Here is a 21,325-nt window from a genome sequence, read left to right on the forward strand (position 1 = left end):
GCACATCATGACAGTACGAATTCTGGCGGTATGCGGCTGTGGGCAAGGCAGTTCCATGATCATGAAAATGAAAGTCGACCAGTTCCTCACCCAGCAGGGCGTAGACCATACGGTCAACAGCTGCGCAGTAGGGGAGTACAAATCCGAACTGAGCGGTGCCGACATCATCATTGCTTCCACCCACGTGGCGGATGAAATCACCGTCAGTGGCAACAAGTATGTCGTGGGGGTGCGCAATATGCTGTCTGCCGCCGATTTCGGCCCCAAGCTGATGGAGGTGATTGGCGCTCACTTCCCCAAAGACATCAAGTGAGGCAACGGTAATGAAACTGAGTGATTCGCTGGTGCACAATCAGTCGATTTTGTTGCAGGCAGAGGCGCAAGACTGGCAGCAGGCGGTGAAGATTGGTGTCGATCTGCTGGTGGAGGCCGGCGTAGTCGAACCGCGTTATTTCAACGCCATTCTGGCCGGGGTTGAGCAGTTTGGCCCGTATTTTGTGTTGGCTCCGGGGCTGGCAATGCCTCACGGCAGGCCGGAGGAAGGGGTATTAAAAACCGGTTTTGCTCTGGTCACGCTGAAAACGCCAGTCTGTTTTGGCGATGAGGACAACGACCCCATCGATATCTTGATCACCATGGCGGCGGTGGATGCCAAAACGCATCAGGAGGTCGGCATCTTACAGGTGGTTAACCTGTTTGAGGATGAGGCCAACTTTGATCGCCTGCGAGCCTGCCGTACGCCACAGCAGGTAGTGGATTTGATTAACCTGACTTCTGCCACTGTGGCAGAACACCAAGGAGAGTAAGCAAGATGGCAAACACTTTACCGATGTTGCAGGTCGCCCTGGATAACCAGTCGATGGATAATGCTTATCGTACCACGCGCCTGATCGCCAACGAGGTCGATATCATCGAGGTTGGTACCATTCTGTGTGTGGCCGAAGGGGTGCGTGCGGTGCGCGATCTGAAGGCGCTTTATCCAGACCGCATCGTACTGGCGGATGCCAAAATTGCCGACGCTGGCAAGATCCTCTCACGCATGTGCTTTGAGGCTAATGCCGACTGGGTTACGGTGATCTGCTGTGCCGATATCAACACCACCAAAGGGGCGTTAGAGGTAGCCAAAGAGTTTAACGGTGATGTGCAGATTGAGCTGACCGGTTTCTGGACCTGGGAACAGGCGCAGGAGTGGCGTGATGCGGGGATCCTGCAAGTGGTTTACCACCGCAGCCGTGATGCGCAGGCCGCCGGGGTTGCCTGGAGCGATGCGGATATCAGCGCCATCAAACGCCTGACCAGCATGGGCTTCAAGGTCACCGTGACCGGCGGATTGGCTCTGGAAGATCTGCCGCTGTTCAAGGGCATTCCAATCCATGTGTTTATTGCTGGCCGCAGCATTCGTGATGCCGCCGATCCCGTGGCCAGCGCCCGCGAGTTCAAACGCGCCATTGCACAACTGTGGGGCTGACGATTATGTTGCAGCAAACCGTTCCTTTGGGCATCTACGAAAAGGCACTACCGGCGGGTGAAAACTGGCTCACGCGCCTGAATCTGGCGCGTGAGCTGGGGTTTGATTTTGTCGAAATGTCGATCGATGAAAGCGACCCGCGTTTGGCCCGCCTGGGCTGGAGCCAGGAACAGCGTTTGGCGCTGGTGAATGCGGTAGTTAGCAGTGGAGTGCGTGTGCCTTCTCTGTGCCTGAGCGCTCACCGGCGCTTTCCGCTGGGCAGCGAAGATGATGAGGTGCGCGAGCAAGGCTTGGCGATCATGCAACAGGCCATCCGGCTGGCGCAAGACACGGGTATCCGGGTGATTCAACTGGCGGGCTACGATGTTTACTATCAGCAGGCCAACGATAATACCCGGGCCAGATTCCGCGCGGCGTTGCAGCAGGCGGTGGTCATGGCTAGCCGGGCGCAGGTCATGCTGGCAATGGAGATCATGGATTATCCGCTGATGAATTCCATCAGCAAGGCTCTGGGCTACGCCCATTTCTTGAATAACCCCTGGTTCCAGATCTACCCGGATGTCGGCAATCTATCGGCCTGGGATAACGACGTGCCGATGGAGTTAATGGCTGGGCGCGGTCATATTGTGGCGGTGCATGTGAAAGATACGCAGCCCGGCGTGTTCAAGGGCGTACCTTTCGGAGAAGGGATCGTGGATTTTGAACGCTGCTTTACCGCGTTGTTGCAAAGCGGTTATTGCGGCCCATATCTCATCGAGATGTGGAGCGGGGAGGCTGCAGACCCGATCCGTGAAGTAAAGGCAGCGCGTGCTTGGGTGGTGGAGAGTATGGCCAAGGCCGGGATGGTTATTTCATAGGAGAGAATGATGCTGGAGCAGCTGAAACAGCAGGTCTATGCCGGCAATATGGCTCTGCCTGCACAAGGTTTGGTGACCTACACCTGGGGAAACGTCAGCGGTATAGATCGTGAGCGCGGGGCAATAGTGATCAAACCGAGCGGAGTGCCCTATGAGCAGATGCAGGTTGAAGATATGGTGGTGGTGGACTTGGCGGGGCGAGTGCTGGAAGGGCGCTGGCGTCCATCATCCGACACGCCAACTCACCTGGCATTGTATCGGCGCTATTCGCAATTGGGGGGAATTGTTCATACCCATTCCACGCACGCTACCGCCTGGGCGCAGGCAGGCAGGGCGATCCCGGCGCTTGGCACCACGCATGCTGATTACTTTGCGGGAGATATTCCTTGCACTCGTGGCTTAACGGTGGCGGAGGTTGAAGGGGAGTATGAACTGGAAACCGGGCGGGTAATTGTGGAAACGTTGGGTGAACATGACCCCATGCATACGCCCGGCATTGTGGTTTATCAGCATGGCCCGTTCAGTTGGGGGTCTACCGTGGACGAGGCGGTACATAATGCGGTGGTGCTGGAAGAGGTGGCGCGCATGGCCTGGATCAGTTGTGGTATCAACCCGGCATTACGCCCTCTCGATGCCCATTTACAACACAAGCATTTCAGCCGTAAGCATGGGTCTGATGCCTATTATGGGCAGCGATGACATCACCAGTTGGCAATCGTGGCGCTGCAGTTAAAAGCAAAGGCTACACTGTGGCAGGAATAGCCCCTTTTCCTTGGGAATGTACAGGGGAGAGGGGCGTGTTACCTTAAGAATACGTTGGTCTAAGCGCCATAACCCATCATTTTCAGCAACTGCTGTGCTTGCTGCACCGCTTCCTGGCGATGTGCGACCCCCAGTTTCTGATACAGATTACGGATATGGGTTTTGATGGTGGTGGCCGCCACGGCCAGTTCCCCGGCAATCTGATCGTTGCTGTAACCGGAGTAAATCAGGCCCAGCACCTGCCATTCACGCTGTGTCAGCGGGCTCGTGCGGATCAATTCTGGTACTTGCGGGTGAGTTAGCAGCTTATCGACGAAGTTCTCGTCAAAATGAGCGAACTTGTGTCGGTGATGCTGGTTTATATCACGCAGAATGCGCTGGGCGCGATGCTGTTCCATTTCTGGCAGCGTGTTGAGCTGGATCAGTTGACGCAGTTGCTGCGCCATGGCCTCTCCCTCGATCACAAAGTGGCTGATAAACCCGGTACGGTTGGCCAGCGAGAGCGATTCTATCAGCGCGCGCTGGGCGTCCACTTTGCGGTCCATCTGCCAGTAGAGGTGGTTACTGAGCAGCAGGTTACGGTTGAGATCGCTTACCAACCGCAGGCGGCGGGCATTTTCGTTCAGCTCGTCCAACACCACTTCGGCTTCTTCGTACTGCCCAAGCAGGATCTGGACACGGGCGATATTACGCCATTGCCCCTGCGTAAAGTGGTTATTGGCCATCCCCGGTTTTTCGGTATGGCGCAGCCAATTGGCCGCTGCGGTGGTATCCCCGGTCATCTGCCAGTGGATCACCCTGGGTTTATCGGCATTGGTCAGCCAGTCTCGGTGATACTGCGAGCCATGCAGCAGGACTTCGCTGCGCAGCAGGTGAGCATTGGCATTATCCAGATCGCCACGCGCCAGCGAGCATTTCGCCAACATCGCCAGGCATTGCAACTGCTGCTGCGGCTGGTAGTTAGCCAACACCTTTAGCCCTTCACGTGCCGCTTCTTCGGCTTCGTCCAACCGTGACCACGACCAGAGCACCTGTGAGCGGATGCGCAGCAGGAATTCGTGCATCGGTAACTGCTCCAGATGCTGTTCACGCACCAGTTCGAAGGCCTTATCCTGGGTTTCATAGGCGGCTTGCAGGAACCCTTGCGCGATCAGAATTTCGCTCTGCTGCAACAGCGCCCACAGCGCATAGTGATAAGCCTGATGGCGGCGAGCCATCTGTTCGGTTTGCTGCATCATGGGCAGCGCCCGTGCCAGTTCCCCTTTGCAGTGGTGAACCTCACCGGTAACGGAGGTGGCCACGATGCGGCTGTAATAGCTGGATAGCGGCAGGAATTTCAGCGCCTCGGTGGCCAGGCGTTCGGCCTCTTCCGGTTTACCGGCGTTGATCGCCACCTGAGCACGCAGCGCGTCAAATTCAGCATGCAGAGTCTGGTCAATGACGATCTTTTGCTGGAGCATGGCCTGTTCGGCGCGTTCCAGCTGGGTATTCACTTCGCTGTAACGATGCTGGCTTTGTGCCAGCCAGGCTTGCAGCAGCGCCAGTTTCGGGTTCTGGATCAGCCGTTCGTACGGCAGGGCATTCAGACACTCCTCCAGCAAGGCCAGTTCGCTGTGATGGAACAACGACCAGGCATGTTGCAGCAGGATATCGCGCAACATGCTGACATCGCTGGCTGCCAACGCATGATGAATGGCTTCCGCCGGGTACCCGAGCGCCAGCCATCCTTCTGCCGCCGCATGGTGCAGGCCTGGCAGTTCCAGCGCCAATTCCCACTGGCAACGCTGGCGCAGGAACGAGGCAAACAGCGGGTGGAAACAGAACCACTCGCCTGTGTCGTCCATACGGTGAATAAACAGGCCCTGGCGCTCAAGCTCTTCCAGGCGCTGCTGGCCGTTGTCTTCCCCGGTCAGGCGAACGATCAACGCGTCGTTCATCGAACGCAAAACCGAGCAGCGCAACAGGAACGCGCGGGCATCGGCATCAACGCGATCCAGCACCTCATCCACCAGATAATCGGACAGGTGGCTGGCGTTCAGCCCGGCCAGACGTTTGGCAGATTGCTGAGCGGAAGAGGTGGATTGGCGGGCGGAGAGCGCGATTAGCTGTAAGGCGGTTGCCCACCCCTCCACTTCGTCACACAGACGGCTGCTGTCATTGTGCTCCAGCGGGGAGGTAAGGCGGCAGTCAAAGAACTGTTTCGCCTCCTGATGATTAAAAGCCAATTGGCGCGTGCTCAGCTCTAACAGTTGATCGCGTACGCGAAGATTGGCGATCCCCAGGGGAGGCAGAGTGCGGGAAAGGATCAGCAGCGTCAGATTTTCTGGCTGGTGGCGCAGGAAGAAACGCATTGCTTCATGGATCTGGTCATTGGTGATCAGGTGGTAATCGTCGATCACCAGGTACAGCGGCTGGTGCCAGTCAGACAGCTCGATAAACAGCTGGGCAAACAGCGCCGAAAGGTTGGCGTATTGGTGTTTCTGGCTTAATGCCTCGCTTTTCACGCAGTGGCCAGTGGTAGCCTGTTGCAGCGCGGCGATCAGATAGCTGGCGAAGCGCTCCGGCTGGTTGTCGCTCTCGTCCAGAGAGTACCACCCCAGATCCGATTTGCCCGCGGCCCATTGTGCCACCAGCGTGGTCTTACCGTATCCTGCCGGGCAATTGACCAATGTCAGGCGATAGTTAGCCGCACCAGCCAGCTTCGCCAGCAGACGATCGCGTACCACGGTATTTTGCAGCCGTACCGGACGGCTCAGTTTTGATGGGATCAGCATAATATTCCAGGTGTAAAGTGCGGTTCCCGCCGCCGAAGGACTGCCCGAAGGAATTTATTTCACCGTGTTCCTGTCTCGGGACCGGGTTGAGTTAATTATTTTGTAGCTCGTAATTAATCCCCCTCTTTAACTTCGAACATCGTCAACGGTAATGCAACAAGCTTGCGCTTTGGCTTGAAGTTAAATTGCTATTGATCACACTTTTTTATGTTTGCCCTCGGTTCAGCTCTAACTGCGCTTTACATCGCGCCTGATTACCCTCAGAAATTACCCTGTTTTTCGGCCGTTAGTGGACGAGTACAAAACTTCATCAGCTATCATAACTGTGCTAACGTCCTAAGGTTTGCCGTCGATTTTATGCTCACCGGTGATATCGATGGGCTTTCTTACCGCACGCAAGGGGGCTTAAAAAGTGCCTGAGATCACAGTTTCAGCTACGCCCCAATCCTCCTCCCCAGCTAATCCCCAGGCGGGATGATGCCATTGCGGGTTCTCCCCGGCACGATAGTGAAAAAATTGGCCCATTTACTACCCAATGGAACTCAAGTTGCCGCTTGAAAGACGACGGGTACACCGGATAGAGAGTTTTACCTATGTCACAGCCTATGCTCAAAAAGGACGTTTTTCTGGCTGCACTGACTCGTCAGTGGCAGCGTTTTGGCCTCAGCTCCGCACAGCAGATGACTCAGCATCAATGGTGGGAGGCCGTAAGTGCCGCTCTCGCCGAACAGCTGGCCGCGCAGACTGCACCGCGTAAAAGCAGCAAGTCGTTGCGCCATGTAAACTACATCTCGATGGAATTCCTGATTGGCCGCCTGACGGCCAATAACCTGATCAACCTTGGCTGGTATGACACCGTTGAGGCGGCGTTGGCAGAGCAGGACGTCAAGCTGGCCGATCTGTTGGAGCAGGAAACCGATCTGGCGTTAGGTAACGGTGGCCTGGGGCGTTTAGCCGCCTGTTTCCTGGACTCGATGGCCACGGTGGAGCAACCGGCTACCGGCTATGGGCTGAACTATCAATACGGGCTGTTCCGTCAGTCGTTCAAAGAGGGGCATCAGCAAGAGGCGCCGGATAACTGGCAGCGCGAGAGCTACCCGTGGTTCCGCCATAATGCGGCGTTGGCCGTGGATGTCGGGATTGGTGGCAAGATAGAGAAACTGGCCGATGGTCGTGAGTTGTGGCACCCGGAGTTTACCCTGCGTGGGGAAGCTTGGGATCTGCCGGTGCTGGGCTTCCGTAACGGAGTCACTCAGCCGCTGCGTCTGTGGCAGGCTACGCATAATCATCCATTCGATCTGGGGGATTTCAACGACGGCAAATTCCTGCAGGCGGAAAAGCAGGGCGTAGAAGCCGCCAAGCTGACCAAAGTGCTCTATCCGAATGACAACCATCAGGCTGGCAAACGCCTGCGCCTGATGCAGCAGTATTTCCAGTGTGCCTGCTCGGTGGCCGATATTCTGCGTAAGCACCATCTGGCCGGGCGCAAGATTGAAGAGTTGCCGAAGTACGAAGTGATCCAACTCAACGATACCCACCCAACCATCGCCATTCCAGAGCTGCTGCGTATTCTGCTCGATGAGCACCAACTGGATTGGGATGCGGCCTGGGCGATCACCAGCAAGACCTTTGCCTACACCAACCACACCCTGATGCCGGAAGCTCTGGAGTGCTGGGATGAGAAACTGGTCCGCAGCCTGCTGCCGCGCCACTTCTCTATCATCAAGCAGATCAATGCCAACTTTAAGCGGTTGGTAGACCAACACTGGCCGGGCGATGAGGCAGTGTGGGCCAAGCTGGCGGTGCACCACAACAAGCAGGTGCGCATGGCCAACCTGTGCGTGGTCAGCGGCTTTGCGGTGAACGGTGTGGCCCAGCTGCACTCGGACCTGGTGGTAAAAGATCTGTTCCCGGAATATCACCAGCTGTGGCCGAACAAATTCCACAACGTCACCAACGGTATTACGCCGCGTCGCTGGCTCAAGCAGTGTAACCCGGCATTGTCAGGCCTGATCGATGCCACCCTGAAAGTGGAGTGGGCCAACGATCTTGATGCGCTGAAGGGCTTGGAAAAATACGCTGAAGACGCCGCTTTCCGCGAGAAGTACCAGCAGATTAAACGCGATAACAAGGTGGTCCTCGCCAACTACGTGCACAGCGTAATGGGGCTGACGCTCAATCCAGACGCGATCTTCGACGTGCAGATCAAACGCCTGCACGAGTACAAGCGCCAGCATCTGAACCTGCTGCACATTCTTTCGCTGTATCGCCAGCTGCGGGATAACCCGGATCTGGACATCGTGCCACGCGTATTCCTGTTTGGTGCCAAAGCCGCGCCGGGCTATTACCTGGCGAAGAACATCATCTATACGATCAATCAGGCCGCAGAGAAGATCAATAACGATCCGATCGTCAAAGATCGCCTGAAAGTGGCTTTCATCCCTGATTACCGCGTTTCCGTCGCTGAACTGATGATCCCGGCGGCGGACATTTCCGAGCAGATCTCCACCGCCGGTAAAGAAGCGTCGGGTACCGGGAATATGAAGCTGGCGCTGAACGGCGCACTGACCGTTGGCACGCTGGACGGAGCCAACGTCGAGATCGCCGAGCAGGTCGGCGAGGACAACATCTTTATTTTCGGCAACACCGTGGAGCAGGTCAAAGCGTTGTTGGCCAAAGGTTATGATCCTCTGAGCTATCGCAAGAAAGACAAACACCTGAAGGCAATCCTGGACGAACTGGCCAGCGGCGCATTCAGTCACGGTGACAAGCACGCCTTCGATATGATGCTGCACAGCCTGTTGGAAGGCGGCGATCCGTATCTGGTGCTGGCGGACTTTGCTTCCTACTGCGAAGCTCAACGGCAGGTAGACAAACTGTATCGTGACCGCGACGAATGGACGCGCCGCACTATCCTTAACACCGCGCGCGTAGGCATGTTCAGCTCGGATCGTTCGATCCGTGACTATCAGCAACGCATTTGGCAAGCCAAGCGTTAAGGAGTGCGAATGAGTAAAGGTATCGATCAGGTAGCAGCCCAGGCTGGGATTGCTACCGATTACATCAATGCCCACGGCCAACGCCAGGCGATTTCGCCGGAAACCAAACGCAAGCTGTTGGCGGCGATGAACCCGGCGTCGTTGCAGCCGTCAACGGCTCCCTTGCCGCTGGTTAAAGTCTTTTATCATGGTAACCCGGTGGCGCTGCCGCTGGGGGGAGATGGCGAGTTTCAGTGGGTATTGTTGCATGAGGACGGTAGCCAGCAAGAAGGCCGTGCCAGTGCGCACAAAACCCTGACTCTGCCTGGCAAGTTACCGCTGGGTTATCACCAGCTCACGTTGTCACAGGGGGAGCAGCAATGGACCTGCCGGCTGATTGTCGCCCCCAAGCGTTGCTACGAGCCGGATGCATTGTTGACCGGCAAGAAGCTATGGGGAGCCTGCGTACAGCTCTACACGCTGCGTTCTGAGCGTAACTGGGGGATTGGCGACTTTGGCGATCTGCGGGCGATGGTCGGTGAGGTGGGTGAACGCGGCGGCGCCTTTATCGGGCTCAACCCGATCCACGCGCTGTATCCGGCCAGTCCGGAAAGCGCCAGTCCTTATAGCCCGTCTTCGCGCCGCTGGTTGAACGTGGTGTATATCGACGTCAACGTGGTGGAGGATTTCCAGCTCAGCCAGGCTGCGCAAAAATGGTGGCAGAAGGCTGCGACGCAGAAGCTGTTGGCCAAGGCGCGTAGTAGTGAGCTGGTGGACTACAGCACGGTAACGCAGCTGAAGCTGGCGGCGTTGAAGCTGGCTTTCCCGCATTTCCAGGCCCGCAAGCCGCAGGATGCGCTGAAGCAGGAATTTGAGCGCTTCGTCGGCGAAGGAGGCAGCAGCCTGTATCAGCAGGCAACGTTCGACGCGTTACATGCCCATCTCAGTGCCAAAGACAGCACTATGTGGGGATGGCCAGCCTGGCCGGAGGAGTATCAGCAGGGCAACGGCCCGGCAGTGGAAACCTTCTGTAAGCAGCATGAGGATGAGGTTACCTTCTACCTGTGGCTGCAATGGTTGGCGGCCAGCCAGTTTGCCGAGTGCTTCGGCCAAAGCCAGCAGTGCCAGATGCCGATTGGCCTGTACCGCGATCTGGCGGTCGGGGTGGCAGAGGGCGGGGCGGAAACCTGGTGTGAACGCGAGCTGTATTGCATGCAAGCCTCGGTGGGTGCTCCGCCGGATATTCTCGGGCCGCTGGGGCAAAATTGGGGCCTGCCGCCGATGGATCCACATGTGATGGTGGCGCGGGGTTATCAGCCGTTTATCGATTTGCTGCGGGCCAACATGACCAGCTGTGGCGCCTTGCGTATCGATCACGTGATGGCGATGCTGCGTTTATGGTGGATCCCTTATGGTGAAACGGCCGATCACGGTGCCTATGTGAAATACCCGGTTGACGATCTGCTGGCGCTGTTGGCCTTGGAGAGTCAGCGCCATCGTTGCATGGTGATTGGGGAGGATTTAGGGACCGTGCCGGTGGAGATCGTCGGCAAACTGCGTGATAGCGGCGTCTATTCCTACAAGGTGCTGTATTTCGAGCACGATGCGGAGAAGCAGTTCCGTGCGCCGCAGTCTTATCCGGTGCAGGCAATGGCGACCATTACCACCCACGATCTGCCAACGCTGCGTGGCTATTGGCAAAGCGGCGATCTGACGCTCGGCAAGCAACTGGGGCTATACCCGGATGCGGAAGTGCTCAAAGAGCTGTTTGCCGATCGAGAACGGGCCAAGCAGGGGCTACTGGACGGGCTGCATCGCTACGGCTGCGTACCGCAAAAGGTCGGCAAGAAAGCCTCGTTGTTGAGCATGAGCCCGTTGCTGAACCGAGGTCTGCAACGCTATGTGGCAGACAGCGCCAGCGCGCTGCTGGGCCTGCAACCGGAAGACTGGCTGGATATGGCGGAACCGGTCAATATTCCCGGCACCAGCGATCAGTACCCGAACTGGCGGCGCAAGCTGAGCCAGACCTTGGAAGCGATGTTTGACGATGCTGAGGTCAACCGTTTATTGAAGGATTTGGATAAGCGACGCAGGAAGGTTTCGGTAGGCTAAATGCATCGGGGCGGCTTACCGACCGCGATGGAGACAGGCAGGGCGCAAAACGGAATTGCGCCCTGACAGTTATCAGTAGTAGGAGTGTTCGCCGCGCTGGTGCTCGGTGAGATCGCGCACGCCTTTCAGTTCCGGGAACTTTTGCAGCAGCTCTTTCTCGATCCCTTCCTTCAGCGTCACGTCGACCATTGAACAACCGTTGCAACCGCCGCCGAACTGCAGGATGGCCAGCGCGTCGTCGGTGATTTCCATCAGCGTCACACGGCCACCGTGGCCAGCCAGCTGCGGGTTGATCTGCGATTGCAGCACGTACTCAACGCGCTCCATCAGTGGCGCATTGTCGTCCACTTTGCGCATTTTGGCGTTCGGCGCTTTCAGCGTCAGCTGTGAGCCGAGCTGATCGGTGACGAAATCGATCTCGGCGTCGTCCAGATAAGGCGCGCTCAGCTCATCGACGTAAGCGGACAGCTTCTCGAACTTGAGTTCGGTATCTGTCGCTTCCACCGCGTCTGGCGGGCAATAAGAGACACCGCATTCGGCCGTCGGCGTACCCGGATTGATCACGAATACGCGGATTTGGGTGCCTTCTTCTTGGCTTGCCAACAGCTTGGCAAAGTGTTCCTGTGCAGCATCTGTTATACGGATCATAGCATTAGCTCAATAGTTGACTTCTATAGTAGGTTATAATACGCCCATTGCCGTGGTACTACAACGTGCGGCAAACGCACCAAATCTGCAATGATGCGACGCCCTGCTTCTGTAACAGTGTAGCGATTTCCGCCATGGTGCTGCCAGTGGTAACCACATCATCCAGCAGCGCCACATGTTTTCCTGCCAGGTTCTCATCACAACGGAAAGCCCCACGCAGATTACGCCGCCGCAGGCGCGCTATCAATTGCTGTTGTGGCGCGGTTGCCCTGATGCGGCGTAATGCCGCAGGGCGATATTCGCAGCCCAACCAGCGGGCCAGTGGCAGGGCCAACAGCTCGCTTTGGTTATAGCCACGTCGCCAGCAGCGTTTATCCTGCAAGGGTACCGCTAAAATCACCTCCGGTCTGTTCAGATGTTGCTCTCGGTGCGCCTGCAGCCAGTGCAGCAGGATCAAACGAGCCAGAGTGGGAGCCAGTGCGGGTGTCTGCTGGAATTTGAAATTTTTCACCAGGGTGCTGATGGGCGGGCGATAATCCGAAACAAATACCAAGGCTTGCCAAGGGGGCGCCTTTTGCAGACATCGTCCGCAAGGCTGATGGGGATCGCCACTGGGCAAACCGCAAACCGGGCAGCAAGAGGGTTTGGCGGGCAACGTGCGTAGGCAGTAGCTGCAGATACCCTGTTGCATCAGCCGTAATGGTTGCCGGCATAGCCAACAGCGGCTGTGGATTGGTAGCATAGTCACCTCCGTTTTAGCAGGACAATAACTGATGACTGAGCTGTATTGGAAAACACTGGGAGAGGGCGATCGCGATCTTGTGCTGCTGCACGGATGGGGATTGAATGCCGAGGTCTGGGGTTGCACATTGGAGCGATTGGCTCCGCATTTTCGCCTACATCTGGTGGACTTGCCTGGCTATGGCCGCAGCCAGGGCTATGGGGCCGTCTCGTTAACGGAGATGGCAGAGATACTGCTGGCCGCAGCACCCAAGCAGGCTTATTGGCTGGGGTGGTCCCTTGGTGGATTGGTTGCCGGGCAGATCGCCCTTATGCAGCCTGAGCGGGTAACCGGGCTGATCACCGTAGCTTCTTCGCCCTGCTTTACGGCGCACGACCCGTGGCCGGGGATCCGCCCGGAGGTGCTCAGTGGCTTCCAGCAGCAGCTCAGCCATGATTTCCAGCGCACCGTGGAACGTTTTCTGGCGTTGCAAACGTTGGGCACGGAAAGCGCTCGTCAGGATGCGCGCCAGTTGAAAACCGTAGTGCTTAATCAGCCGATACCGGGCGTTGAGGTGCTGAACGGAGGCCTGGAGATGCTACGTACGGTGGATCAACGCCAATCGTTGGCGGCACTGACGATGCCGGTACTGCGTATTTATGGTTACCTCGACGGGCTGGTGCCGCGCAAAGTGGCTAGCCTGTTGGATGAATTGTGGCCAAACTCCACCTCGGAGGTGATCGCCAAAGCGGCCCATGCGCCGTTTATCTCTCACCCCGAAGCATTCGCTAACATTATTAATCAATTTGTTGCAACCGAGTAATGGCGCGGTCTGGCGGCGATATCTCATTGATTACAGATTATAAACGCACAAAATGGCGGTAAATTTTTAACCAATAAGTGGATAAAAACCAAACCTGTTCGATACTTGAAGGGGTAAATGCGTGGCTACAAGGTGAATATAAGCTTATCAATCTTCACTTTGGCGATTTGTTTCTGGGCAGAGGGAGCTTCGTCAGGGAAAGCAACGAAGCTGTTAGACGTCGCAGTAGCCAAGCTCGATGACGCATTTGTTGTGAGTCGCTTTCATAAAAATCCAATTTATCCATTGAGAGGTATTATCATGAAATCATTGAAGATGATCGTTGCGGCGTTGATTGTAGGTTCAGTGTCTTTCGGTTCGATGGCTGCAACCTTGCTAACTAAGGACGAGTTGGATAAGAACCCAGGCAAGTATGAGAAAATTGGTACCGTGTCTTCAACAGCACAGGCCACCGATCCGATGGACTTGAAAGATGAATTGTCCAAGCTGGCCGATGAGAAAGGGGGCCAATACTATGTCGTGCTGGCTGCCCGTGAGCACGGCAAGTTCAGCGCCGTAGCGGATGTATATAAAGACAAGCAATAATCTTCAAGTAGGGGGTGCAGGCAAACTATTGCGCCCCTGTATTCACCCCTTCAAACGATAAATCACCGTGTTACAAGCCAGCCCTTCTGGGCAACTCTTACAGCTGCCGCTCAGGCATTCGCTGCTATCGAGCTCAATACGTTCAACTTTCCCCATGGCGGTCAAACGTTGCAGCATTGCTTCAACCAATGGCAAGGGCGTTGCCAACTGCTGACTCAGCTGTTGCGCCTGAGCGCTGCCCCGAAGGGCAAGCGCATCACGGATTTGCAGCAGGCTGGCCATTAGTGACAGTCACCCGAACTTTGACAACAGGACGCCGAGGTGGCGCTACGCAAACGGATCGTTACGCGGCTACGAGCCTTGCGCAAGCCCAATAGCACCAGCGCATTGAACAGCAGCACGATCAGGATCGCTGTCGTGCTGTATTGCGGATGTTGGCTGAAGGTCGCGATCTGATAGAACAGCGTTGCCAGCGAATAGGCCACGTTCAGCCCCCACAGGATGGAGAAGGTCATCCAACCCCGGCTGGACTCACGTGCAATAGCGCCCATCACCGAAACGCAGGGAACGTACAGCAACACGAAAATCAGATAGCTGTAGGCAGAGATTGAAGTGCCAAATTTGCTACTCATAACGCCCATTGATCCCACGCCCATCTCACCATCGCCCTTGCTGGCTTCGATAGGGTTGGAGAGTACGCTCAGGCTGAAGGTGCTCTTCAGGCCCTGCCAGGTTTCATTGACGGCGGTGCCTAGCTCATCAAGCAGGTTGAAGTTGGCGGCATCGAAGTGCTCATTGGTGATGTTCTCTGCGGTGTACAGCGTGTTGAGCGTTCCGACCACCACTTCTTTGGCCATCGCCCCGGTTACCAGCCCGACGGTTGCTTGCCAGTTATCATTGTGTACGCCCATTGGCTGCAATAATGGCGTCAGCACTTTGGAAACCGAGGCCAGCGCTGAATCATTGATACTGTCTACCGGCTGCCCGCTGAACGAGAAGCTGTTCAGGCCGCCAATAAAGATGCTGGCAATCACGATCACTTTCCCGGCGCGCAGCACAAAACCTTTCAGGCGTTGCCAGGTTTGCAGCAACAGGCTTTTCAGATGCGGCACGTGATAAACCGGCAGCTCCATCACGAACGGTGATGCTTCGCCGCGCATGATGGTGTATTTCAGCACCAGGCCGGTGAGGATCGCCACCACGATGCCGAGCATATACAGCGAGAACACCACGCCCGCGCCATCCTGGCCGAAGAAGGCCGCGGCGAATACGGCAAAGATTGCCAAACGCGCGCCGCAGGACATAAAGGGGGCCATCATGATGGTGATCAGGCGTTCGCGTGGGGCATCCAAGGTGCGTGCGCCCATAATGGACGGCACGTTACAGCCAAAGCCGACGATCAGCGGCACAAAGGATTTACCCGGCAGCCCGAGCGCCTGCATCAGGCGGTCCATCACAAATGCCGCTCGCGCCATATAGCCGGAGTCTTCCAGGAATGACAGGAACAGATACATCATGCCGATCTGGGGAACCAGCGGCAGCACGGTATTGATACCGCCCCCCACGCCCTGCGCCAGGAAGACGGTCAGCCACTGCGGGAAATGCAGGGTATAACCGATCCACTGGATGCCCTGAATAAAGATGGCCGCCGAACCGAGATCGAAGATTGGTTGCAGTGCGCCACCGATGTTGATCGCCAATACGAACATGATGTACATCACCAGCAGGAAGATCGGCACCCCCAGCCAGCGGTTGAGGATCACCCGATCCAGTACCTCCGTCAGGCGGTTTGGCAATGCCAGCTTGGAGTTGCTGACCGCATCGCAGATAGTGGCGATCGACTGGTAGCGGGCATCGGCAATTACCAGCGCGGGATCTTCCTGCTGCTGCTGTTGCAGCGCTTGCCTGGAATGAGCCAGCAGATCGGTGGCGTTCCCGGCTAACTGATGGCTGTAGATGTCGCCCTCCAGCATTTGCAGGGCCAGCCAGCGGCGTTGTTCGGTGGGCAACTGTTGAGGCATGGCCTCGGTCAGCGTAGCGATTTCGTCTAACAGCAGCGGCGGATAGGCCACCAGCGCTTTTAACTCATTGAAGCGGTGATTGTCGATGGTCTGTTTCAGCAGGCCAATGCCGTCGGCCTTGGTGGAAACCATGGATACCACCGGGCAGCCAAGGCGCTCGGCCAGGGCGGCGACATCGATCTCAATATTCTGGCTCTTGGCAATATCTTGCATGTTCAAGGCCACGATGCACGGAATACCCAGCTCCAGGAGTTGCAGCGTCAGGTAGAGGTTGCGTTCCAGATTGGAGGCATCGACCACGTTGATCAGCATATCCGCATCGCCGCTCAGGATGTAGTGACAGGCGATCTGCTCATCCAGCGAGGTTTGTTCGGAGATGGTGGTGAGCGAGTAGGTGCCTGGTAAATCAACCAGCGTGACCTGCGACTGCGGCGTCGTAAACTGTCCCTCTTTACGCTCAACCGTCACCCCGGCCCAGTTACCGACCCGCTGGCGTGCTCCGGTGAGCTGGTTGAACAGCGTCGTCTTGCCCGAGTTCGGGTTACCGATTAAGCCAATAGTGATTTTTTTCATAAACCAACGTGATATCAGTAAATTAAGTATCGGCCGTGTTTGCACACGGCAACTGCCTGAGGCGGGGACAGCGCGTTACGCTTGGCTATCTAGCAGGATCAGGTCTATATCTTTTTTCCGCAGTACCAGGCTAACGCGGCGAGTCTTTATTTCTATCGGATCGCCAAATGGTGCCACACGTACCACGTCAAACTGCGAGCCGGGCAGCATGCCAAGCGACAGTAATTTCTGGCGGTAGGCCGGGCTAATCTCGCTGGAGAAACCGGTAATTTTATAGGTATGTTTAGGAAGCAGCTGCATATTGCCTTCTCAATGCGTTGAGCATTCCCACAGGAATGACACCTTCAGAACATTTGCTGCCCAGACTACCTGTGAAAAGGTGTATGGGGCCAGGAGCGCCGAGCCAAAAACAGAGCAATGAATACACAGAATCATAGTGATAACAATTATCGTATTCAATACGGAATGTATGGGCAATTGTAAATGCTGTCATATCTACAATGGACGCCTTGCCAGCTCCTGTTTTAGCACTAAGCCAAACGCACTGCAAATGAGTGCAAAAGGTTAATTAAGTTGCAAATTTGTGCATTTTCTTGCGGTAATGAAACAGTTGTAGCTCTATTGGCGTGGCTGAAAGTTTTATGGCGCAGATCTGGCAACATCGCCTGCTGCAAATGAGAGGGGTAAGTATTTGTGTTTACGACACAATCGACGAACTGAAAAGGTGGTGTTAATAAGGGTGTTAATAAGGGTGTTAACAACGGAGCATTTTTACCGGAGTGCGGGCTTTAAGCGATAGCTCGAAATCGGGTGGCAAAATAATCGCCATTTTATTGCGGTAGGTCAAAATTGTTGGGGTGGCGCTAGAAGGGCAACTGGCAAAATTGCCTTCATTTCTGCCATCACTCACCTATAAACTTCACTGGCACAGCCGTCGTCAACCAGACCCCATTATCAGCCTGATAAAATCTAAAACCATTTTGGTACATTGCCAGGGCATCAATGGTTAACACAATAGGCTTGCCATGCCGTTGGCCAACGGCGGTCGCTGTAGTGATATCAGCGGATAGATGCACATACTGACGGGAGCCAGCGAGCAATCCGTCTTGATTAATTGAAGCGATAAAACGTGTTGCCGTGCCATGGTAAAGGTACTGTGGCGGGGTCTGTTCCTGATAGCTGATATCAACCTGTTTTGAGGAGTGCCCCTGTACAGCGCGGATATAACCACCATCATCAGAAATAGAGAAGCGCTTCTTGTCGCTGTTCTCTACAACCGATCTTAGTAGCTGCAGGTCAAGTATCCTACCCTTTTTAGCTGCACAGGCGATAAGCGAGTCGAGATTTGCCCATCCTTCACTGTCCAGCGCTAAACCGATAGATTCTGGTTGGTGGCGTAATACATAGCTTAAAAACTTGCTCACTTCCTGATTTTGATGACTCATTTCACATTCCTTGTTGTTAGTATCCGCATATTACTGGGTAATCTATGGCTGGTGTCAATCAAGAGAGCAATTTTGCTGACGCTATGTAAGGTGGGATGCCATCCCCGCTAGTGGATTGATGACTAATTTACCTACGAACTCCAGAAGTCCATAGTTGAATACATGGATCTCATCGACCGTAATAAATCCGCGCTGTCTCTTGAGCGCAGAACCGATCAAGAGACAGCCGAAGGAGGGGATAAGGGTTTATCCCCTCAGCTCATTATTTCTTGCCAAATGCGGCGGCCAGCGCGTCACCCATAGCGCTGTTACCTGCCGGGGTGCTGTTGCGTGGTTTAGGCTTATTAGCCGCTGGGCGTGAGTTTTTATCGCGAGCTGGAGCGCTATTATTGCCCCCGCCACGGCGTGGTGAACCTTCACCCGGTTGCTCATCCAGGCGCATGCTCAGCGCGATACGCTTACGTTGCAGATCCACCTCCATCACCTTCACCTTGACGATATCACCGGCTTTTACCACGGTATGCGGATCTTCAACGAACTTGTCCGCCAGTGACGAGATGTGCACCAGGCCATCCTGATGGACGCCGATATCAACAAAGGCACCAAAGTTAGTGACGTTGGTGACCGAACCTTCCAGGATCATACCCACTTGCAGGTCGTTGAGGGTTTCCACCCCTTCGGCGAAGGTAGCCGTTTTGAATTCCGGGCGTGGGTCGCGGCCCGGTTTTTCCAGCTCTTTCAGGATGTCGGTGACCGTTGGTACGCCGAATTTCTCATCGGTAAAGTCGCTGGCTTTCAGGCTGCGTACCGCGCTCGGGTTGCCCATCAAATCTTGCAGAGCCTGGCGGGTTGCGGCCAGAATGCGTTCCACCACCGGGTAGGTTTCCGGGTGAACGGTTGACGCATCCAGCGGGTTATCGCCGTGGTTGATGCGCAGGAAGCCCGCGCATTGCTCGAAGGCTTTTGGCCCCAAACGGCTCACTTTCAGCAGCTGTTCACGGTTGCTGAAGCGGCCATTCTCATCACGCCAGGTGACGATATTCTGCGCCATCATGCGCGTCAGGCCAGCTACGCGGGTCAGCAGCGGCACGGAGGCGGTGTTCAGATCAACGCCAACGGCGTTCACACAGTCTTCCACCACCGAGTCCAGCTTCTTGGCTAACTGGCTTTGGCTGACGTCGTGTTGGTATTGGCCCACACCGATAGATTTCGGATCGATCTTCACCAGCTCGGCCAACGGATCTTGCAGACGGCGGGCGATGGAAACCGCACCGCGCAGCGAAACGTCCAGGTTAGGGAACTCCAACGCGGCCAGCTCGGAAGCGGAATACACCGAAGCTCCGGCCTCGCTGACGATCACTTTCTGGGCTTTAACGTCCGGGAACTGCTGTTGCAGCTCGGCAAAGAAACGCTCTGTCTCGCGGGATGCGGTGCCGTTACCGATGGCAACCAGCTCAACCTTGTGTTTGATACACAGCGCGGCAACGACCGCAGCGGCTTTGGCTGCCTGCCCGGTATGCGGATAGACGGTATCGGTGGCAACCAGCTTGCCGGTGGCATCCACCACCGCCACTTTAACGCCGGTGCGCAGGCCAGGATCCAGGCCCATGGTGGCGCGCATACCGGCCGGGGCGGCCATCAGCAAATCGTGCATGTTGCGGGCGAAAACGTTGATCGCTTCGTCTTCCGCGCGCTCACGCAGGGTACTCATCAGCTCGGTTTCCAGATGCAGCAACACCTTGATGCGCCACGTCCAGTTAACCACGGATTTACGCCAGGCATCTGCCGGCGCGTTGTTCAGGCGCAGGTTGAGATGGTTGGTGATAATCAGCTCGCCCTGGCTTTCACGCGGGGTTTCTTCAAACTGCGGATCGGCGTTCAGCGCCAGTTGCAGCACGCCTTCATTGCGGCCACGGAACATCGCTAGCGCACGGTGCGAAGGCACTTGCGCAATAGGCTCATGGTGATCGAAGTAGTCACGGAATTTCGCGCCTTCCTCTTCTTTTCCCTCGACAACCTTGGACACCAGATGGGCGTTTTTCCACAGGTAGTCACGCACCTTGGCCAGCAGGGCAGCGTCTTCGGCAAAGCGTTCCATCAGGATGTAGCGTGCACCGTCCAGCGCCGCTTTGACGTCTGCCACGCCCTTCTCGGCATCGACAAACCCTTCGGCCAGTTGCTCTGGCTGCTGTTGCGGATCTTGCCACAGGGAGTCTGCCAGCGGTTCCAGACCGGCTTCAATAGCGATCTGCCCACGGGTGCGGCGTTTCGGTTTGTAGGGCAGGTAAAGGTCTTCGAGTTCGGTTTTGCTTTGCGTGGCGTTGATTGCCCCCGCTAACTGCTCGGTCAGTTTACCCTGATCTTCAATGGACTTGAGAATGGTTTGGCGGCGATCTTCCAGTTCACGCAGATAGCCCAGACGAGTCTCCAACTGACGCAGTTGGGTATCATCCAGGCCCCCGGTGACTTCCTTACGATAGCGTGCGATAAACGGCACGGTATTACCTTCATCCAGCAGACGGATGGCGGAGTCAACTTGCTCCGGGCGGGCCTGCAGTTCGGTTGCAATAATGCGGCTCAGTGGATCAGTCATAAGTCAGGTATCTGTTAGCAGCGATAATCGATAGGGGGATAGTTATACGTTTTGCAGGGGGAAAATGCCAGTCCAGAGGGCCGAGGTTTTGATGGGCGCAGCATGCGGCGCCCCTAAGGTCTCAACTATTCTTCGTCTTTGATATATTCGATCTCGTTGACCGTCCAGTAGGCAATACCTGCCGGGGTCTCAACCGTAGCCGTATCTCCCACCTCTTTTTTCAGCAAGGCGCGAGCCATGGGTGAGTCGATGGAGATGTAGTCTTTACGGCCAAAGATTTCGTCGTAACCCACGATGCGAAAGCGTTTGGTATCGCCATCGTCATTCTCGATCTCTACCCAGGCCCCAAAGAACACCTTGCCCGCCTGCTGCGGCGAATAATCGACAATTTTCAGTTGCTCAAGGCACTTGGTGAGATAACGTACTCGACGATCGATCTCACGCAGCCGCTTCTTATTGTATTGGTAATCGGCGTTTTCACTTCGGTCGCCCAGGCTGGCGGCCCAGGTGACTTTCTTGGTCACTTCCGGGCGGTCTTCACGCCACAGAAAATCCAATTCTTTTTTGAGCTTGTTGTAACCCTCACGGGTGATCAGCAATGTTTTCATCGTCATCCATCATCAAATCACAGGAGCAGTGGCATTCTCGCATAAAGCGGCCACCATATCCGTTGGCGTTTTTTTTATAAACCTGAGGTACACTGCCAATTCGCCAGTCTTGCGGTTTTCTGCCAAGAGTGTACATCATACGCAGCGGGAAGTTGTTTACCGATCTGCCGCTCCGGTTTAAGTGAAAATTGTTGATATTTGGGCAAAAGAATAAGCTTTGTAACAATTTCGGCTAGAATATATACCATTAAACGCTGTCAGTAATGATTGAGTTTTTGAACAATACGAGGCTGTTGCCAAATAGCCGCCAGCGGTGCCAATGCATAAGTGCGGGCCACAGTCTAGAATCAGGCAATA

General features: G+C 55.7%; 18 protein-coding genes. 9 read left to right on the plus strand and 9 right to left on the minus strand.

Features of this window, described 5'->3' with window-relative positions; translation table 11 throughout:
• Positions 1-7: 7 nt before the first annotated feature.
• The 5 genes from ulaB to ACMV5H_RS07260 are packed head-to-tail and all read left to right on the plus strand — an operon-like array spanning position 8 to position 3,024.
• Positions 8-313, plus strand: coding sequence for a PTS ascorbate transporter subunit IIB (ulaB, locus tag ACMV5H_RS07240; RefSeq protein WP_039996172.1), 306 nt, complete (start codon positions 8-10; stop codon positions 311-313).
• A gap of 10 nt (positions 314-323) precedes the next feature.
• Complete coding sequence (gene ulaC / locus ACMV5H_RS07245) at positions 324-806, plus strand: PTS ascorbate transporter subunit IIA (RefSeq protein ID WP_179248668.1); 483 nt, start codon at positions 324-326, stop codon at positions 804-806.
• 5 nt (positions 807-811) lie between these two features.
• A complete protein-coding gene (locus ACMV5H_RS07250) occupies positions 812-1,468 on the plus strand; it encodes a 3-keto-L-gulonate-6-phosphate decarboxylase UlaD (RefSeq protein WP_414821645.1) in 657 nt (218 codons plus the stop codon).
• 5 nt (positions 1,469-1,473) lie between these two features.
• Positions 1,474-2,325, plus strand: coding sequence for an L-ribulose-5-phosphate 3-epimerase (locus tag ACMV5H_RS07255; protein ID WP_115159431.1), 852 nt, complete (start codon positions 1,474-1,476; stop codon positions 2,323-2,325).
• Positions 2,326-2,337: 12 nt separating this feature from the next.
• Positions 2,338-3,024: an L-ribulose-5-phosphate 4-epimerase gene (locus ACMV5H_RS07260; RefSeq protein WP_115159432.1), complete on the plus strand. Its 687-nt coding sequence runs from the start codon at positions 2,338-2,340 to the stop codon at positions 3,022-3,024.
• Positions 3,025-3,146: 122 nt separating this feature from the next.
• Here ACMV5H_RS07260 and malT read toward each other — a convergent pair whose 3' ends face one another.
• Positions 3,147-5,861 carry an HTH-type transcriptional regulator MalT gene (gene malT, locus ACMV5H_RS07265; protein ID WP_059199447.1) on the minus strand — a complete coding sequence of 905 codons (2,715 nt, stop codon included), beginning with the start codon at positions 5,859-5,861 and terminating at the stop codon, positions 3,147-3,149.
• 593 nt (positions 5,862-6,454) lie between these two features.
• On the opposite strand from malT, the gene malP reads away from it, so the two are divergent.
• Both malP and malQ read left to right on the plus strand, forming a co-directional pair.
• Complete coding sequence (gene malP, locus ACMV5H_RS07270) at positions 6,455-8,860, plus strand: maltodextrin phosphorylase (RefSeq protein ID WP_414821646.1); 2,406 nt, start codon at positions 6,455-6,457, stop codon at positions 8,858-8,860.
• Between the two features lie 9 nt (positions 8,861-8,869).
• Positions 8,870-10,951 (plus strand): 4-alpha-glucanotransferase, encoded by a 2,082-nt coding sequence (malQ, locus tag ACMV5H_RS07275; RefSeq protein ID WP_414821647.1) that lies wholly within the window; start codon positions 8,870-8,872, stop codon positions 10,949-10,951.
• A gap of 72 nt (positions 10,952-11,023) precedes the next feature.
• Here the strand turns inward: malQ and nfuA are convergent, their stop codons facing one another.
• Positions 11,024-11,599: a Fe-S biogenesis protein NfuA gene (gene nfuA, locus ACMV5H_RS07280; RefSeq protein ID WP_021181724.1), complete on the minus strand. Its 576-nt coding sequence runs from the start codon at positions 11,597-11,599 to the stop codon at positions 11,024-11,026.
• 58 nt (positions 11,600-11,657) lie between these two features.
• Complete coding sequence (gntX, locus tag ACMV5H_RS07285; protein ID WP_179253425.1) at positions 11,658-12,341, minus strand: DNA utilization protein GntX; 684 nt, start codon at positions 12,339-12,341, stop codon at positions 11,658-11,660.
• A gap of 31 nt (positions 12,342-12,372) precedes the next feature.
• Here gntX and bioH point away from each other — a divergent pair, with 31 nt between their 5' ends.
• Positions 12,373-13,143, plus strand: coding sequence for a pimeloyl-ACP methyl ester esterase BioH (gene bioH, locus ACMV5H_RS07290; protein ID WP_179253424.1), 771 nt, complete (start codon positions 12,373-12,375; stop codon positions 13,141-13,143).
• 300 nt (positions 13,144-13,443) lie between these two features.
• Complete coding sequence (locus ACMV5H_RS07295) at positions 13,444-13,728, plus strand: YdgH/BhsA/McbA-like domain containing protein (protein WP_021181721.1); 285 nt, start codon at positions 13,444-13,446, stop codon at positions 13,726-13,728.
• A gap of 42 nt (positions 13,729-13,770) precedes the next feature.
• Here ACMV5H_RS07295 and ACMV5H_RS07300 read toward each other — a convergent pair whose 3' ends face one another.
• The 6 genes from ACMV5H_RS07300 to greB form a co-directional block, all read right to left on the minus strand.
• Positions 13,771-14,010, minus strand: a complete 240-nt coding sequence (locus ACMV5H_RS07300) for a FeoC-like transcriptional regulator (protein ID WP_021807449.1) — start codon at positions 14,008-14,010, stop codon at positions 13,771-13,773.
• Positions 14,010-16,322: a Fe(2+) transporter permease subunit FeoB gene (gene feoB, locus ACMV5H_RS07305; RefSeq protein WP_414821648.1), complete on the minus strand. Its 2,313-nt coding sequence runs from the start codon at positions 16,320-16,322 to the stop codon at positions 14,010-14,012. The genes ACMV5H_RS07300 and feoB overlap by 1 nt, the downstream gene beginning before the upstream one ends.
• Before the next feature lie 75 nt (positions 16,323-16,397).
• Positions 16,398-16,622: a ferrous iron transporter A gene (gene feoA, locus ACMV5H_RS07310; RefSeq protein WP_021807451.1), complete on the minus strand. Its 225-nt coding sequence runs from the start codon at positions 16,620-16,622 to the stop codon at positions 16,398-16,400.
• Between the two features lie 602 nt (positions 16,623-17,224).
• Positions 17,225-17,767, minus strand: a complete 543-nt coding sequence (locus ACMV5H_RS07315; protein WP_115159399.1) for an RNA 2'-phosphotransferase — start codon at positions 17,765-17,767, stop codon at positions 17,225-17,227.
• Positions 17,768-18,029: 262 nt separating this feature from the next.
• Entirely contained in the window at positions 18,030-20,360 is a 2,331-nt protein-coding gene (locus ACMV5H_RS07320; protein ID WP_021807455.1) for a Tex family protein, read from the minus strand.
• Positions 20,361-20,485: 125 nt separating this feature from the next.
• Entirely contained in the window at positions 20,486-20,968 is a 483-nt protein-coding gene (greB, locus tag ACMV5H_RS07325; protein WP_021181715.1) for a transcription elongation factor GreB, read from the minus strand.
• Between the last annotated feature and the right edge of the window lie 357 nt (positions 20,969-21,325).

Origin of the sequence: Serratia sp. N21D137, from assembly GCF_047530005.1 — a bacterium.
In the GTDB taxonomy this organism is placed as follows: Bacteria; Pseudomonadota; Gammaproteobacteria; order Enterobacterales; family Enterobacteriaceae; genus Chania; species Chania fonticola_B.

Excerpts from the sequence above, each read along its gene's own strand:
- ACMV5H_RS07320 (WP_021807455.1), bottom strand. The coding sequence starts at position 20,360 with ATGACTGATCCACTGAGCCGCATTATTGCAACCGAACTGCAGGCCCGC.
- feoA (WP_021807451.1), bottom strand. The coding sequence starts at position 16,622 with ATGCAGCTGCTTCCTAAACATACCTATAAAATTACCGGTTTCTCCAGC.
- malP (WP_414821646.1), top strand. The coding sequence starts at position 6,455 with ATGTCACAGCCTATGCTCAAAAAGGACGTTTTTCTGGCTGCACTGACT.
- feoB (WP_414821648.1), bottom strand. The coding sequence starts at position 16,322 with ATGAAAAAAATCACTATTGGCTTAATCGGTAACCCGAACTCGGGCAAG.
- ACMV5H_RS07250 (WP_414821645.1), top strand. The coding sequence starts at position 812 with ATGGCAAACACTTTACCGATGTTGCAGGTCGCCCTGGATAACCAGTCG.
- greB (WP_021181715.1), bottom strand. The coding sequence starts at position 20,968 with ATGAAAACATTGCTGATCACCCGTGAGGGTTACAACAAGCTCAAAAAA.
- ACMV5H_RS07315 (WP_115159399.1), bottom strand. The coding sequence starts at position 17,767 with ATGAGTCATCAAAATCAGGAAGTGAGCAAGTTTTTAAGCTATGTATTA.
- nfuA (WP_021181724.1), bottom strand. The coding sequence starts at position 11,599 with ATGATCCGTATAACAGATGCTGCACAGGAACACTTTGCCAAGCTGTTG.
- gntX (WP_179253425.1), bottom strand. The coding sequence starts at position 12,341 with ATGCTACCAATCCACAGCCGCTGTTGGCTATGCCGGCAACCATTACGG.
- bioH (WP_179253424.1), top strand. The coding sequence starts at position 12,373 with ATGACTGAGCTGTATTGGAAAACACTGGGAGAGGGCGATCGCGATCTT.
- ACMV5H_RS07300 (WP_021807449.1), bottom strand. The coding sequence starts at position 14,010 with ATGGCCAGCCTGCTGCAAATCCGTGATGCGCTTGCCCTTCGGGGCAGC.
- ACMV5H_RS07295 (WP_021181721.1), top strand. The coding sequence starts at position 13,444 with ATGAAATCATTGAAGATGATCGTTGCGGCGTTGATTGTAGGTTCAGTG.
- malQ (WP_414821647.1), top strand. The coding sequence starts at position 8,870 with ATGAGTAAAGGTATCGATCAGGTAGCAGCCCAGGCTGGGATTGCTACC.
- ACMV5H_RS07255 (WP_115159431.1), top strand. The coding sequence starts at position 1,474 with ATGTTGCAGCAAACCGTTCCTTTGGGCATCTACGAAAAGGCACTACCG.
- ulaC (WP_179248668.1), top strand. The coding sequence starts at position 324 with ATGAAACTGAGTGATTCGCTGGTGCACAATCAGTCGATTTTGTTGCAG.
- ulaB (WP_039996172.1), top strand. The coding sequence starts at position 8 with ATGACAGTACGAATTCTGGCGGTATGCGGCTGTGGGCAAGGCAGTTCC.
- malT (WP_059199447.1), bottom strand. The coding sequence starts at position 5,861 with ATGCTGATCCCATCAAAACTGAGCCGTCCGGTACGGCTGCAAAATACC.